Origin of the sequence: Corynebacterium genitalium ATCC 33030, assembly GCF_000143825.1 — a bacterium.
GTDB classification, from domain to species: domain Bacteria; phylum Actinomycetota; class Actinomycetes; order Mycobacteriales; family Mycobacteriaceae; genus Corynebacterium; species Corynebacterium genitalium.
Window position 1 is genome coordinate 932632 of sequence record NZ_CM000961.1, and the last position, 14745, is coordinate 947376.

Annotated in this window: 15 protein-coding genes; 14 read left to right on the top strand and 1 reads right to left on the bottom strand. The window is 65.0% G+C overall.

The annotated features are described in order from the left end of the window. Window positions 1-34: 34 nt before the first annotated feature. The 13 genes from folE (at window position 35) to HMPREF0291_RS04385 (ending at window position 12901) form a co-directional block, all read left to right on the top strand. On the top strand, window positions 35-637 hold the full coding sequence (gene folE, locus HMPREF0291_RS04320) for a GTP cyclohydrolase I FolE (protein ID WP_050748861.1): 603 nt from the start codon (window positions 35-37) through the stop codon (window positions 635-637). 5 nt (window positions 638-642) lie between these two features. Beyond that, the gene (folP, locus tag HMPREF0291_RS04325; protein ID WP_005288522.1) at window positions 643-1539 is read left to right on the top strand and encodes a dihydropteroate synthase; all 897 of its coding nucleotides are present in this window, start codon (window positions 643-645) and stop codon (window positions 1537-1539) included. Further along, window positions 1532-1972, top strand: a complete 441-nt coding sequence (folB, locus tag HMPREF0291_RS04330; RefSeq protein ID WP_005288524.1) for a dihydroneopterin aldolase — start codon at window positions 1532-1534, stop codon at window positions 1970-1972. Before folP ends, folB begins: the two co-directional genes overlap by 8 nt. A gap of 5 nt (window positions 1973-1977) precedes the next feature. After that, window positions 1978-2445 (top strand): 2-amino-4-hydroxy-6-hydroxymethyldihydropteridine diphosphokinase, encoded by a 468-nt coding sequence (gene folK, locus HMPREF0291_RS04335; RefSeq protein WP_005288525.1) that lies wholly within the window; start codon window positions 1978-1980, stop codon window positions 2443-2445. Beyond that, window positions 2442-2909 (top strand): DUF3180 domain-containing protein, encoded by a 468-nt coding sequence (locus HMPREF0291_RS04340; protein ID WP_005288526.1) that lies wholly within the window; start codon window positions 2442-2444, stop codon window positions 2907-2909. The genes folK and HMPREF0291_RS04340 overlap by 4 nt, the downstream gene beginning before the upstream one ends. Window positions 2910-2919: 10 nt before the next feature. Next, window positions 2920-4131 carry a DUF6779 domain-containing protein gene (locus tag HMPREF0291_RS11255; RefSeq protein ID WP_050748785.1) on the top strand — a complete coding sequence of 404 codons (1212 nt, stop codon included), beginning with the start codon at window positions 2920-2922 and terminating at the stop codon, window positions 4129-4131. Further along, window positions 4131-4823, top strand: coding sequence for a Rossmann-fold NAD(P)-binding domain-containing protein (locus tag HMPREF0291_RS04355; protein ID WP_005288530.1), 693 nt, complete (start codon window positions 4131-4133; stop codon window positions 4821-4823). Before HMPREF0291_RS11255 ends, HMPREF0291_RS04355 begins: the two co-directional genes overlap by 1 nt. A 34-nt stretch (window positions 4824-4857) precedes the next feature. Further along, window positions 4858-5649, top strand: a complete 792-nt coding sequence (locus HMPREF0291_RS04360; protein WP_005288534.1) for a pantoate--beta-alanine ligase — start codon at window positions 4858-4860, stop codon at window positions 5647-5649. A 22-nt stretch (window positions 5650-5671) separates the two neighbouring features. After that, on the top strand, window positions 5672-6691 hold the full coding sequence (locus HMPREF0291_RS04365) for a hypothetical protein (RefSeq protein ID WP_005288538.1): 1020 nt from the start codon (window positions 5672-5674) through the stop codon (window positions 6689-6691). Between the two features lie 67 nt (window positions 6692-6758). Next, window positions 6759-8285 carry a lysine--tRNA ligase gene (lysS, locus tag HMPREF0291_RS04370; protein WP_005288541.1) on the top strand — a complete coding sequence of 509 codons (1527 nt, stop codon included), beginning with the start codon at window positions 6759-6761 and terminating at the stop codon, window positions 8283-8285. A 63-nt stretch (window positions 8286-8348) separates the two neighbouring features. Further along, window positions 8349-9242 (top strand): hypothetical protein, encoded by an 894-nt coding sequence (locus HMPREF0291_RS04375; protein ID WP_005288544.1) that lies wholly within the window; start codon window positions 8349-8351, stop codon window positions 9240-9242. 86 nt (window positions 9243-9328) lie between these two features. After that, complete coding sequence (locus HMPREF0291_RS11260; RefSeq protein WP_005288546.1) at window positions 9329-9805, top strand: TM2 domain-containing protein; 477 nt, start codon at window positions 9329-9331, stop codon at window positions 9803-9805. Window positions 9806-9997: 192 nt separating this feature from the next. Continuing rightward, the gene (locus tag HMPREF0291_RS04385; RefSeq protein WP_005288548.1) at window positions 9998-12901 is read left to right on the top strand and encodes an ATP-dependent Clp protease ATP-binding subunit; all 2904 of its coding nucleotides are present in this window, start codon (window positions 9998-10000) and stop codon (window positions 12899-12901) included. A 201-nt stretch (window positions 12902-13102) separates the two neighbouring features. Here HMPREF0291_RS04385 and HMPREF0291_RS04390 read toward each other — a convergent pair whose 3' ends face one another. Then, window positions 13103-14461 carry a lipase family protein gene (locus tag HMPREF0291_RS04390; RefSeq protein WP_005288551.1) on the bottom strand — a complete coding sequence of 453 codons (1359 nt, stop codon included), beginning with the start codon at window positions 14459-14461 and terminating at the stop codon, window positions 13103-13105. A 103-nt stretch (window positions 14462-14564) separates the two neighbouring features. On the opposite strand from HMPREF0291_RS04390, the gene HMPREF0291_RS11960 reads away from it, so the two are divergent. Beyond that, on the top strand, window positions 14565-14738 hold the full coding sequence (locus HMPREF0291_RS11960; RefSeq protein WP_005288553.1) for a DUF4236 domain-containing protein: 174 nt from the start codon (window positions 14565-14567) through the stop codon (window positions 14736-14738). Window positions 14739-14745: the final 7 nt, after the last annotated feature.

Below are 14745 nucleotides of genomic sequence, written 5' to 3' on the forward strand. Positions count from 1 at the left end.
TGGCCTGTTGGCCGGCGATGAAGAAGTGGAACCGATCGTCGAGCCCGGCACCGGGGATGGCAGCGGGCGCCCCGCGTTCGACCGCGAGCGCGCTGAAGCCGCTGTGCGCGAACTGCTGCTCGCGGTGGGGGAGGACCCGGACCGGGAAGGTCTCGTGGACACCCCGGCCCGAGTCGCCCGCGCCTACGAAGAGGTCTTTGCTGGGCTGCACGTCGACCCGACGGAGGTCCTGGACAAGACGTTCGCGGAGAACCACGAGGAGCTCGTCCTGGTGCGTGATGTGCCGATCTACTCCACCTGCGAGCACCACCTGGTGCCGTTCTACGGCGTGGCGCACATCGGCTACATCCCCGGCAGTGACGGTCATGTCACCGGTTTGTCTAAGCTAGCGCGGCTGGCGGATATGTACGCGAAGCGTCCGCAGGTGCAGGAGAGGTTGACTAGTCAGATTGCGGATGCACTCGTCGATAAGCTGCAGGCGCAATCTGTGATTGTCGTGATTGAATGCGAGCACCTGTGCATGGCCATGCGTGGTATTCGCAAGCCGGGCGCAACGACGACGACCTCGGCTGTGCGCGGCGGTTTCAAGCGCAATGCCGCATCGCGGGCTGAAGTGTTGAGCCTGATCAGGGGGTAAAAAACATGACCACGGTGAAGGAGCTGACCACCCCGGGCCGGACGATGGTCATGGGGATCCTCAACGTCACCGAGGACAGCTTTTCAGACGGCGGCAAGTGGCTCGACCGCGACGCCGCCATCGCGCATGCGAAGGACCTGGTGGCACAGGGTGCGGACATGATCGATGTCGGCGCCGAATCGACCCGTCCCGGTGCCACCCGCGTGGAGGCTGACCTCGAAGCCGAGCGCGTGAAGCCGGTCATCGCGGCGCTGCACGCGGAGGGGATCCGAACGTCGGTGGACACGATGCGCGCGTCGACGGCGCTTGCCGCAGCCGAGGCCGGTGTGGACATGATCAACGATGTCTCCGGTGGCTTGGCCGACCATGATATGTACCGCGTTATGGCGGAGACCGGTTTGCCGGTGTGCCTCATGCACTGGCGGACTCTGAATGGCGGTGAGTTCGGCAACGCGGCCGGTGCGGCTGATCACGGCGGAGACGTGGTGGCCGACGTGCGCGATACCCTGAAGCGCCTGACTGACAACGCGGTCGACGCGGGTGTGGACCGCTCGCAGATCGTGCTGGACCCGGGCCTGGGCTTCGCGAAAACCGCCGCCGACAACTGGGCGCTGCTCCAGGCGCTGTCGGAACTCATCGCCGGGGACCTGCCGATCCTCGTCGGCGCCTCCCGCAAGCGCTTCCTCATGGAGGTCCGTGCCAACCGCGGCTTGGAAGCGCACCCGGGCCTGGCGGATCCCGCGACGAGCGCGGTGACGGCGATCAGCGCGCACCTCGGCGCATGGGGCGTCCGGGTGCACGAAGTCGATGTGTCGCGTGACGCGGTCGATGTCGCCGCCGCATGGCGTCTCGGCGCAGACTACGCCAGCACGCAGAACACCCCAGGAGGAAGCAATGGCTGACCGCATTCAACTGACCGGCATCCAGGTCCACGCGAACCACGGTGTCTTGCCGCATGAGACGGAGTTCGGCCAGCCGTTCACCGTTGACATCACCTGCTGGCTCGACTTCGCAGCCGCTGCAGCCGGGGATGATCTGACGCAGACCGTGAACTATGCCGCGCTGGCGCAACTGGCTGTGGACATCGCGGGTGGTACTGCGCGCCAGCTCATCGAGACCGTCGCCACCGAGATCGCCGACGCTGCGCTTGCCGAGTTCACCCAGCTCCACGCCATCGAGGTCACTGTGCACAAGCCGCATGCGCCCGTGGGCGTTGCGCTTGACGACGTCGCCGTCACCTCCCGCCGCTCCCGCAAGACCGCCGCGTCCATGCCGACGATGGTGCGCCCCAGCACCCCCGGCGCGCCTGGACACGCAGGCACCGAGGAGGCCTGACCGTGATGCGCGCTGTCATTTCCACCGGGTCCAATATGGGGAATTCGCGCGCGCACCTGGCCAAGGTGGCCGAGGACTTCGCCGCTGAACTCGTGGAGGCCTCTAGCTTCTACCGCACTCCGCCGTGGGGTGGGGTGGAGCAGCAGGACTTCCTCAACCAAGTGCTTATCGTCGAGGTCGAGGAGTCGCCCGAAGAGCTGCTCGCCCGCTGCCAGCGCCTCGAACGCAAAGCGGGCCGCGTGCGCGAGGTCCGCTGGGGCCCGCGCACCCTGGACGTGGACATCGTTGCGCTTTTCGACGACACCGGCGCACCGATCACCCGCGACACCGAGACGCTGACCGTGCCGCATCCCCGCGCCTTCGAGAGAGCCTTTGTGTTGGTGCCGTGGAGGGAGGTCGGCGGGGACGTCGATAAGCATCTGGCTGCGCTCGCCCCCGCGGAGGTCGCCGAGGTGCGGAAGGTGGAGCCGTGAAACGCACCGACATCGCAGCTCTCATCGGAACCGCGGGGTTCTTCGCCGCGGCCGCGCTGATCCTGGTGCGTCGCTTCTACGGCTCATGGCAGACAGTGTCCATCGTGTGGGCGTTGCCGTTGTGGGCGGTCGGCGCGCTCTGCGTCTTCCTGGCGGTGATGGTGCGCCGCCGGCGTGATGAGGGCCGCGTGGGTCTGGACCGCTCCCAACTCAACCCGATGATGGTGGCTAACTTCCTGGTGATCGGGAAGTCCGGCGCCTGGGCAGGGGCGGTACTGGGCGGTTGGTTTTTGGGCCTCACATTGTGGGTGGTGCCGCGGATAAATATGCTTGCCGCGGCAGAGGCAGACGCGCCCGGGGTGCTCGCGGGACTCGCAGGCGCAGTTTTCTTAAGCGTTGCTGGTGTTATTCTTGAGCGTTCCTGCGAAGTGTCGCCACCTAATGAGGGTGAAGGTGCGGGTTAAGGTAAGGGGCATGACTGAACAGGCAGGACGGACCCGATCGCGCGACGGGGGCAATCTGTGGATGATGCTCCTGATCGCTCTGGCATTGATTGCAACTGTGATCATGCTGATCAGCGATTCTTCCGTCTGGCTCCAGGTCGCCCTGCTCGCCGCCCTATGGGCCGCAATTCTTGGTTTCATGCTGGTCACCCGCACGCGACATGACCGCGATGCCGCCCAAGCGCTTCTCGACGCTGAGCGTCGCGAGCACGCCGCCGAAATCGATGCCCTCAACGCCCGCAATGAAGCCGCCCGTGCCGCCGAAGGCCTCCCGCCTACCACCGCTGATGCGGAGATCCTGCGCGAGATCCGCGAAGAGTTGGCAAACCTGCGCGCCCAGCTCGAGGACCTCTCCGGCCGCGAATTCGGTTACGAGCCGGCGGCCCTCCAAGCCGAAGCGCGGCGGGTCCGCGAGATCGAGTCACGCACCAGTCACGTTGTCCGCTCCGACGCGCAGCAGCAACCGCCGCGGGCTCAAGCACAACAACAACGCCCGACGCAGCAGCATCCGCAATCAGCACAGCAAATGCCGTCCCGCCGCTGGCGGGGCCCGGGTGCAGAGGACGAGACCTCCCGCATCGAGCCGGTCCGCGTCCAGGAGCAACCTGAACCGCCGCGCGCGACCGCGCGCCAGACTGGCCCAGGCTCATCCTCACTGTCGGGCGCGCCGTCCACGGATGCTGTCGCCGGCCGCGTCGGATCGCACCGCGCTCCTGAGGGCCGCAACCCGCTGACCGACCTGATCCGCGAGCGCCAGGAAGAGATCGACCGCGAGCAGGCTGCGCGCGAGGCGCAGGAAAAGGCTGAGGCCGAGCGCCGCGAGCGCGCCGCCCGCGAGCAGCGCCAGCGGGAAGAAGAGCAGCGCCGCCAGTTCGAAGAAGCACAGCGTCAACACGAGGCGGAGCAGCGCCGCCAGCTCGAGGAGGCCCAGCGCCGCCAGCGGGAAGAAGAGCAGCGTCGCCACCGCGAGGAGCTGGAGCGCCGCCAGCGCGAGGAAGCGGCGCGGGCGCAGGAGGCGCAGCGGGCTGAGATGGAGGCTCGTGAACGTCGAGAAGCCGAAGAGCGTGCCGCCGCAGAGACCCGCAGCGAACGAGATGAACCCCGCGGACGCCGCCGCGCAGACGAGCGCGGCGATGGATCGCTGACCGTCGCTGAGCTGCTCGCGCGCAGCAGGGGCCAGTAATGCCAGCACCACGCCTGCACGTCGGGTATATGGGTAAGACCGACCTGGCTGATGAGTTGGCTCGTGTCGGGCACCGGACCACCCCGATTACCGGTGGGGAGTCGCTGGAGCCGTTCGACCTCATCGTCATCGAGCAAGTCTGGTGGGCCATTCCGGTGCTTGCGGAGGGGATGTCGCAGCGGATCCGCAAAGGCCAGATGGTGCTGCACACCGCGGTGGAGACCGGGGTGCAGGCGCTCGACCCGTTCGAGGTCAACGGTGCGATTGTCATGGCGGCGCACCGGGTGTGGAAGAACTATTGGGTGACTTCGGCGGCGGATGACGTCGGCGAATCCGTGGTCAACCTGCTCATTAGCGAAACCGGCGGCAACGTGACGCTGATTGAGGACCGCCAGCGCCCGGCGATCAAGGCCGCAGAGCGGATGCGGGCGCTGTCCTACGAGGTGAACATGGACGCTTACAACATCCTGCGCCGCACCATTCGCGCGATCGAGCCGGACGCGGTCGAGTTTTGGGGCCCAGAGGATGAGCCCATGGCGGACACGATCGACGTCGATGAGCTCGAGTCGATTTACGGCGCGATTGAAAGCACGGATATTGCGACCTTGTACGCCGCGTTGGAGCGCCGCTACGCCTCGCGCAACAAGCTCGCGGACCAAGAGTTGTGGGCGCTGGGCAAACGCCCGATGTAGGCCCGGCATTCGCTGGCCCGTACGCTTGGGACCCATGACGTTCACGCCGGGCACAGCCACTGTTGTCACCGATCCAGCGCAGCTGGCCACCTACGGCCGCGCGTTCCGCAAGACGGGCAAGCGCGTCACGCTCGTCCCGCTCGGGGAGGGCATTCACGCCGGCCACATTTCTATGATTCGCGCCGCGAAGTCCTTGCTGGGCAGCATGGTCATGGTCACATACTCCGGCGCGGACGTTCCCGCGGACTTCGCCCGTGAGGGGGTGGACGTGGTCTTTCACGGCAGTTTCGATCCGGCGGTGCGCATCACGCCGCAGCTGGACCACCTCGAGGATCCGGGCGCGATCGCTGGCGCCGTCACGCGCACCGTCGCTGCGATCAACGCCACGCACGCGACGGATGTGGTGGTCGGGGAGAAGGATTTCGAGGAGCTCGTCGCGCTCCAGCACGCAGTCACCGCGCTGCGCATGGAGGTCCAGCTGCATAGCTTGCCGACGGTTCGTGCCAGCGGCGGCATCGCCATGTCACTGCGTAACGAGCATGTCGCACCGGAATCCCAGGACGCGGCCCTTGCCATTGGCGCTGCGTTGACCGCCGGTGCGCATGTCGCCGAAGACGGGCCGGAGCGGATCCTGCAGACGGTGTCGGGAGTGCTCGAGGCTGGCGGTGTGACCCCGGAATATGTGGAGCTGCGGTCGCTCGCGTTCGGCCCAGCGCCAAGTGTTGGGGATGCCCGCCTGCTCGTCGCTGCGACCGTGGGCGGGGTGCGCTTGATCGACAACGTCGGTGTGCCGGTCGGAGTGGGTTTTAGAAACCTTGACGCGTAAAACGCCGGGGTATGTTTAATGCATGCCCCACCATGATTTCTATTCATCGCTTGGGTTGGACCGCGACCGCGATGCTGCGAGTCTCGCCGCGACGATCGACTGGCGGCTTGCGGACAGTAACATCAGCCCCGCCCAGCGTGATGAGCTGCAGGTAGCCCAGAAAATCCTGGGTGACGAACGCCGCCGAGCGTTGTACGACGCCCGTCTGGACGACCCGACCGCGCCGACCATCGACGTCTCTTCTCTGCGCGAACTGGCCGATATCGATTTCGGCCCCGCGGAGGCTGACGAGGCGGCGGAGGAGACTGCAACCACCAGCATCCCCGTCGTACCGGCCCCGGCGGCGGAGCCTGACGCGCCGCAGGCCTCAGCCGGTGAGGAGCCTAAGGCGGAGGTCAAGCCCAAGCCGAAGCAGTACTACCCGGACACAGACCCGAATGCTGAGGCAGTCAGCCCTGTGCAGCAGTACCCGGTCCAGTCATATCCGGCACAGTATCTGGGCCCGCCGCCGGGGTACTACCCGCCGCAGGTGCAGGGCGCTGACAAGCCCCGGCGCGGAAAAACAGTGCCGGTGTTCTTGGGTGCTCTCGTGTTGCTCGGCGCGCTGGGTGCCGGCGGTTGGTGGTTCTGGAACAACCAGAGTGAGCCCTGGGAGCCGGAGGACCAGGTCATCGCTGACGCGTTCCCGCGCATCATCGGGGAGGAGAACGGCCAGCGCGGCTGGTTGGGGATGCGGTGCACGTCCAAGGAACCGGAGGAAGGCCAGGACGCCCGGATCCGCTGCGCCGACAAGCAGCTCGGTGTGAGCGTGATGGACTACGGCACGGTGGAGGCTCGCGACGGGATGCTTCCGGATGCGGATCCGGTCGTTCTCACTCAGGGTGAGTGCGAAGTGCACTCGTACGAACGCGCGGGTCAAAGCCCGCCGGCTTATGTCCTCGCGCCGCAGGGGCAGGATGGCCAGTTTCTCCTCGTGGTCAACGGTGAGGACGCAGAGAACAAGCGCCTCCACCTCAATATGTGCGATAAGACCCGCGAGTGACTGAGCGCTGATTCTGGACGTTGCCTGACTACTACTAGTTTCATGTAAACGACTACGGTAGGAGAGCGTGACTACCCAGGACCTTTCAGAGCAGCAACAGATCCGCCGCGCGAAGCGTGAGAAGCTCCTTGCAGAGGGGCATGAGCCGTACCCGGTCGTTGTCGACCGCACGACGTCGCTGAAGGATCTGCGTGCGAAGTACTCCACCGCTGAGGGGGAGCTCGCGCTGGAGCCGGGCGAGGAGACACAGGATGAGGTTGCGGTCGCAGGCCGCATCATGTTCCAGCGCAACACGGGCAAGCTGTGCTTTGCGACGTTGCAGGAAGGCGACGGCACCCAACTCCAGGTCATGCTCTCCTTGGCGGAGGTCGGCGAGGAGTCGCTGGCGAACTGGAAGGCCGATACCGACCTGGGCGATATTGTCTCCGTGCGGGGCCGGGTCATTGCGTCGAAACGCGGCGAGCTGTCTGTGATGGCGAGCAGCTGGCACATGGCGTCGAAGGCACTGCGCCCGCTGCCGGTCGCTTTCGCCGACATGAATGAAGAGCAGCGCGTGCGTTACCGCTACACCGATCTGATCATGCGTGACGATGCACGCAAGAACGCGCTGACCCGCATCAAGGTGATCGCTGCGCTGCGTAAGTACCTCACGGGCCTGGACTTCGTTGAGGTGGAGACCCCGATGCTGCAGACTCTGCACGGTGGTGCCGCAGCGCGTCCGTTTGAGACGCACTCCAACGCGCTGGACATCGACCTGTACCTGCGCATCGCGCCGGAGCTGTACCTGAAGCGCTGCGTCGTCGGCGGCATTGATCGCGTCTTTGAGATCAACCGCAACTTCCGCAACGAGGGCGTCGATAGCTCGCACTCGCCGGAGTTCACCATGATGGAGACCTACCAAGCGTGGGGCACCTACAAAGATGGCGCGGAGACCATCAAGGGCGCCGTGCAGTTCTGCGCGCAGGAAGTCTTCGGCTCAACGACGGTGACGCTTGCCGACGGCACCTCCTACGACCTCGGCGGCGACTGGAAAGTCCTGGAGATGTACCCGTCGCTGAATGAGGCGTTGGCGCGGAAGTTCCCGGGTCAGCCGGAGGTGACGATCGACTCCACCGTCGATGAGCTCAAGGGCATCGCCGCCGCGATTGGCCTGAAGGTTCCGGAGAACGCAGGCTGGGGCCACGGCAAGCTCGTCGAGGAGATCTGGGAAGAGCTGTGCTCCGACCAGCTGTATGAGCCGACTTTTGTGATCAACTTCCCGGTCGAGACCTCCCCGCTGACCCGCGATCACCGCGAGAAACCGCGCGTGACCGAGAAGTGGGACCTCTACGTCCGCGGCTTCGAGCTGGCCACTGGCTATTCCGAGCTGGTCGACCCCGTGATCCAGCGCGAGCGTTTCGAGGACCAGGCCCGCCTGGCCGCCGACGGTGACGACGAAGCCATGGTTCTTGACGAGGACTTCCTCGCCGCCATGGAGCAGGGCATGCCGCCGACCGCCGGTACCGGCATGGGCATCGACCGTCTCCTGATGGCTCTGACCGGTCTGGGCATCCGCGAGACCGTCCTGTTCCCGATGGTGCGCCCCGAGGCTTAACCCACCTCGCGGCTCGCGCCGAAAAGCACCTCTTTGCAGGGAGAACCGGGTTAGTCTGAGCCCATGCGCTCATTGACCCGCTCCGTGGCCGCCGTGTGCGGCGCCCTTCTGCTCGCCGTCACTGTTGTCGGCTGCTCCAAAGAGGGGGAGGAAGAGCCGGGATTCTCTACCGTGTCACCCTCCACCACTGAGGAAGCCGCGGTAGAGGAAGACATTTCCGCTACCCAAGAGAATTCCAAAGAGTCTGCACCGGAGTGTACCGAGGCCGCGCTCGAGCGAGATCTCGGTGAAGGAAACGCGCTGGGGTGGACAATCCTCGAGTGCGAGGGCGACTTTGCGTTTGTTGCCCACAAGTCCAGCGACTACCTGATCCCGATCATCTGGGAGAACGGGAAGTGGAAGGTGATCCCGGAAGACGGTCAGCTTCAGAATGCGTTGTTGTCGGGTTGCTACGACCAGTCAACTGTGGACAGGCTGGGCATCGGTCCGAAGGTTCGGTCCCAGATGTACAACTGCGCCACCGGCACCACGTTCGATAACGACGCTGTCCCCGCCGACCATGCCGAGTACATCACGTCGGTTGGTCTCGGGGAAGCTATCTTCCACGCCTCTTATCCGAAGTGCGATGGTCGCTACATCCTGATCCTGGATTCGATCGTCGACGATCCGTCGCTCGACGACACTCGCCAGCGGCTGACCGAAGCTGTCGCTTTCGTCGGGCCCGACGGTGAGGAGGGCAAGGAGTTCACCGTGCCTGGCCAGTGCGATTCCTTGCGCAAGCAGGTTGACGGCCATGACATTTATCCCGTCTACCTGGATTTCGGGAAAGACAAGTCCGCGGCGTGCTCAGCGAAGTCACGGTACGGCGGTAACGTCCGCCCGCTTATCGACGGCGACTTCGCCTCGGGCAACAACCAATCGGTCGACGAAGCCCGTCTTGCTCTCGATCCCTGCTAGAGCGTGCCGGTGGGCGTTCCCGACATGGGATATTGTCGCAAGTAGTCACTTTCAAACGGTTAGCGATTCAAGAAAGGTTCTCCCCCATGAGCTCCATGTGGAACGGCTACCCCTATGGCCAGCAGTATGACCGTGATGGTCTACCTGTGCAGGGCGCTCCCCCGGGCCACGAGGACTACGGTTATGGTTCCTCCCCGCAGTACTTCGCCGAGCCGCATGCGCAGGAGCATTACGTCCAGCCGGCGTATCATCCGCCGGCACCGTACATGGCTCAGCCGTATCCGTACCCCACTAAGCCGAAGAACAAGGTCATCGCTGCTTTGCTGTTCTTCTTTCTCGGGGAGTTCGGGATCGGAAACTTCTACATGGGGCAGACGGGCCGAGGAGTAGCAAAACTGGTCCTTCTTGCCGCGACGTTCTTCTTCGCGATCACGATCATCGGGCTTGTCGTAGCCATCCCTATGGGCATTGCGTTAGCGATCTGGCCGTTGGTGGAAATGATCTTGGTCCTCACTGGCGCGGCGGGCTACGACCGCGACGGTAACGGTGTGCCCTTGGAGTAGGGGGACCAACCCGCCCTGGATCCCTGCTAAAAGGCGATCGAGGGCTGTTCGCTACTGGCGAACACTACTGTGAGCTGGACTTTTGTGTCTCCGTGGCGGAATGAGACTTCAAGCAGGGAAGGGGTTTGGCAGCTGCGCGTTATGGTGGGTGGAACAAAAATTAGCTGTCTTTAGCCATAAAGGGGTTGCCACATGTTCGAGCGGTTTACAGACCGTGCACGGCGCGTGATCGTGCTGGCCCAGCAGGAAGCACGCGACCTGAACCACAACTACATCGGTACTGAGCACATCCTGCTCGGCCTGATCCAAGAGGGCGAGGGCGTTGCCGCCAAGGCCCTTGAATCCATGGGCATCAACCTTGACGACGTCCGACGTGAGGTCGAAGAGATCATCGGCCGCGGCTCCCAGCCACACACCGGCCACGTGCCGTTCACTCCGCGCGCCAAGAAGGTACTGGAGCTCTCCCTGCGTGAGGGACTGCAGATGGGGCACAAGTACATCGGTACGGAGTTCCTGCTCCTCGGTCTCATCCGCGAGGGTGAAGGTGTGGCCGCGCAGGTGCTGATCAAGCTCGGTGCGGATCTGCCGCGCGTGCGTCAGCAGGTCATCCAGCTGCTGTCTGGTTATGAGGGCGGCGAGGGCCAGAACCCTGAAATCGCCGAAGGCCAGCAGGGCGGCCCGGGTCTGACCGGCGCCGGTGCTGGCTCCGGCAGCATGGGCGGCATGGGCTCCGGTCGCGGAGGCAACCAGGGCGAGCGCTCCAACTCGCTCGTGCTGGACCAGTTCGGCCGCAACCTCACCGCCGCTGCCAAGGAAGGCAAGCTCGATCCTGTCGTCGGGCGCGACAAGGAGATTGAGCGCATCATGCAGGTGCTGTCGCGCCGCACCAAGAACAACCCGGTGCTCATCGGTGAGCCGGGTGTGGGCAAGACCGCTGTCGTGGAGGGTCTCGCCCTAGACATCGCCAACGGCAAGGTTCCGGAGACCCTGAAGGACAAGCAGGTCTACTCTCTCGACTTGGGCTCCCTCGTGGCTGGTTCCCGCTACCGCGGCGACTTCGAGGAGCGTCTGAAGAAGGTGCTCAAGGAGATCAACCAGCGCGGCGATATCATCCTGTTCATCGACGAGATTCACACCCTCGTCGGCGCGGGTGCTGCAGAAGGCGCCATCGATGCTGCATCGCTGCTGAAGCCGAAGCTGGCCCGCGGTGAGCTGCAAACCATCGGTGCGACGACGCTCGACGAGTACCGCAAGCACATCGAGAAGGACGCCGCCCTTGAGCGTCGTTTCCAGCCGGTGCAGGTCGACGAGCCGTCGGTGGAGAACACCATCCAGATCCTCAAGGGTCTGCGTGACCGTTATGAGGCGCACCACCGCGTCTCCTACACCGACGACGCGCTCGCCGCAGCTGCGAACTTGTCGGACCGCTACATCAACGACCGTTTCCTGCCGGACAAGGCTGTCGACCTCCTCGACGAGGCCGGCGCACGCATGCGCATCAAGCGCATGACCGCCCCGAAGGGTCTGCGCGATGTCGACGACCGCATCACCGAGGTGCGCCGCGAGAAAGAAGCGGCTATCGACGCCCAGGACTTCGAGAAGGCTGCCGGCCTGCGCGACACCGAGCGCAAGCTGGGTGAAGAGCGTGCTGAGAAGGAAAAGCAGTGGCGCGCCGGCGAGCTCGAGGACATCGCTGAGGTCGGCGAGGAGCAGATCGCGGACGTGCTGGCCAACTGGACCGGCATCCCCGTGTTCAAGCTCACCGAGTCCGAATCCTCCCGCCTCCTGCACATGGAGGACGAGCTGCACCAGCGCATCATCGGCCAGGACGACGCCGTCAAGGCAGTCTCCCGCGCTATCCGCCGCACGCGTGCCGGCCTGAAGGACCCGAAGCGTCCGTCCGGTTCCTTCATCTTCGCCGGTCCGTCCGGTGTGGGTAAGACGGAGCTGTCCAAGGCGCTCGCTGAGTTTCTCTTCGGCGACGAGGACTCCCTGATCCAGGTGGACATGGGTGAGTTCCACGACCGCTTCACCGCGTCGCGTCTGTTCGGTGCGCCTCCGGGATACGTCGGTTACGAAGAGGGCGGCCAGCTCACGGAGAAGGTCCGCCGTAAGCCGTTCAGCGTCGTGCTTTTCGACGAAATCGAGAAAGCCCACAAGGAGATTTACAACACCCTCCTGCAGGTGCTCGAAGAAGGCCACGTCACCGACGGCCAGGGCCGCAACGTGGACTTCAAGAACACGGTGCTGATCTTCACCTCCAACTTGGGTACGTCTGACATCTCCAAGGCTGTCGGACTGGGCTTCAGTGGCGCCAGCACCACCGACTCGGATGCCCAGTACGAGCGCATGAAGCAGAAGGTTCATGACGAGCTGAAGAAGCACTTCCGCCCCGAGTTCCTCAACCGTATCGACGAGATCGTGGTCTTCCACCAGCTCACCCAGGAGCAGATCGTCGAGATGGTGGAGCTGCTCGCTGGACGCTTGGCGAAGAACCTCGAGACCCAGGACATGGGTATCGAGTTGTCCGAAGATGCCAAGAACCTTCTGGCAGCCCGCGGTTTCGATCCCGTGCTCGGTGCGCGCCCGCTGCGCCGCACCATCCAGCGCGAGATCGAGGATGTCCTGTCGGAGAAGATCCTCTTCGGCGAGATCGGTGCCGGTGAGATCATCGAGGTCGGTGTCACCAACTGGGACGGCAAGACCGACTCGCCGCGCGACTACGAGAACGCCGAGTTCACCTTTACCCCGAAGCCGAAGCCGCTGCCGGAGGACACCTTCGGTGAGTTGGAGGATGATGATGTCCGCGACATCGCTCCCAAGGACGGCCAGGAGGACTACCAGGTCCGCGCTACCACGCCGGTTGACCCGGATGAGACCGACGAGCCCGGCCCGGACTCGGACCCTGCGGCTGACGCTGACGCCGATGCTGACTCTGAGAGCAACTTCGGTGAGGACGGCGCCCCCGGCACCGCCCTGCTTGACCGCCCGCGTGACGGTCGCGACAGTGATGACGGTGACCACACGGACGGCCCGGACAACACTGACGGCCCGGACCCGGACGATCTGTCCGATGGTGACGGCGAGAAGGCCTAACCCTTAAGCCGTCGGGCCGTCAGCCCGAGCCGGGTTTCGCCGTTTCACGCCGCGCGCAAGATATAGATTGCATCCTTAATGTGGCAAGAGAAAATGACCTGGTGTTTTAGGCACCGTGCGACGGCCACATGCAATCTATATCTGGGCCTCGGCCGCACGCTGTGCCAGGACTCACCCAGCCCTCAGGACGATCCGGGAAATCTAGAATGTGCCGCAGTTCGTTCCGGCTGGCAGACCGTTGAAGCGGTCCATGAGCCAGGTCATGGACGGGGGAGCTTGGCTGAAAATCCCTACGGCGTGGTTGGCCCCGAGTTTCACGCCCGGGGTGAGTGGGGGTAGGGCGTCGTCAAGCAAGGTGACCTGCGCGCCGAGGCTGCAATGGTCGCGCGCCATCTGCACTACCTGGCTGCTGGGCACAAGGTCGTCGTTGCCGGGTGTGGACACCATGATCGGGGCTGCGGGTTTGCGGCGGCCGAGCTTCTGCGCTTCGAGCTCGCGGCGGATCTCCGGTTCCGAGGTGACAATGTCGCTCAGGCTGCGCCCCGAGGTGGTCATCGTGCGCGAATCCTGCAGGCCCCAGCGCACCGCGCCGTCCGGCATGCACGAGTCGCGGGTGGTGGCGATGAACTCGCGGCCACGCGCATTGACATGCTTATCGACGACCGCCCCAAACTCCGGATACCTCTCCGTCCACCCATGCAACGCGTAGCCGATAACGGCGCCGATGGAGGAGTTGTCGACTCCGCGGATGGACTCGATCAGGTCCGCCGGCGGCGCGCCAGAGTAGGCGCCTTTGACGTTGAGATCCGGCGCGTAGGTGCTGGCCATCTCCGCCGCGGCCGCCGAGGCACCGCCGCCTTGGGAGTAACCCCAGAACCCGACCGGAGCCCCGGGCGTGGTCGTGGCGCGGGCGGCATCGAGCATGGCGTGGCCCTCTTCGTCGTGGAGGACGTAGGTGTGCGCGCCGGGTGTGCCCAGGCCGATGTAGTCGGTGACCACCACGCGCATGCCCAGCAGGGATGCGGCGTGGTAGTGGGCGATCTCGTAGTTCGTCGCCACAGCCGGCAGGTTGGGGTCGACTTGGCCGAGCATCCATGGCCCACGGCTCGGCGCGCAGGTGTCGCCGGCGCCGCGGGTGCCGGGGCCGAACACGACTGTCGGGGTGGGGCCGCCGCCCTGCCACGGATTAGCCGGTTCGATGACCACGCCGCTGACCGGCACGATCCGGCCGTCGACAGTCGTGGAGGTGTAGAGGATCCGCTCGGCGTAACCGGGGAACTCCGGACCGAGAATGTTCAGTAGGTGTGGTGCCGGCTGGGTGCGCAGGATCTTGCCGGGCCGGTCGAGCTGGTCGGCGGGCACCGGGTCGTCGTAAAACGGGTCATACGTGTTGGTCGGGTTGCCGGCCGGAGTGGTCGCCGCGTGCTGCAGGCCGCGATGCGCTTGGTCGACCGCGGCATGAGCGCCCGCCGCCGGCACACCCGTTGCCGCAAGCGCCACCGCCGCAGCAGCAGTTGCAACCGCCGCCTTGAAACTTAGCCGAGGGAAAATATGCGTCATACTCCAGGATCCTAGCTAGGCCCCTTACGCGCCCGCTGGAAAATCGAGAAAGAGTGCGGGTTGACGGGCGCGGTGGCCGCCACGTCTCGTACGATCATGACCCATGGGAATCACGTACCGCGGCAAGAAGAAGCTGAACAAGAACACCTGGGTGAACACGTCGGGCTCGGGCGCATCATTGTCCAAGAAGTTCGGACCTGTCACCGTGAACTCGCGCGGCGGCGTCTGGGTCAACCTGCCCGGCGGGCTGACCTACCGCGGCCGCTGGAAGAAATAACGCGGCT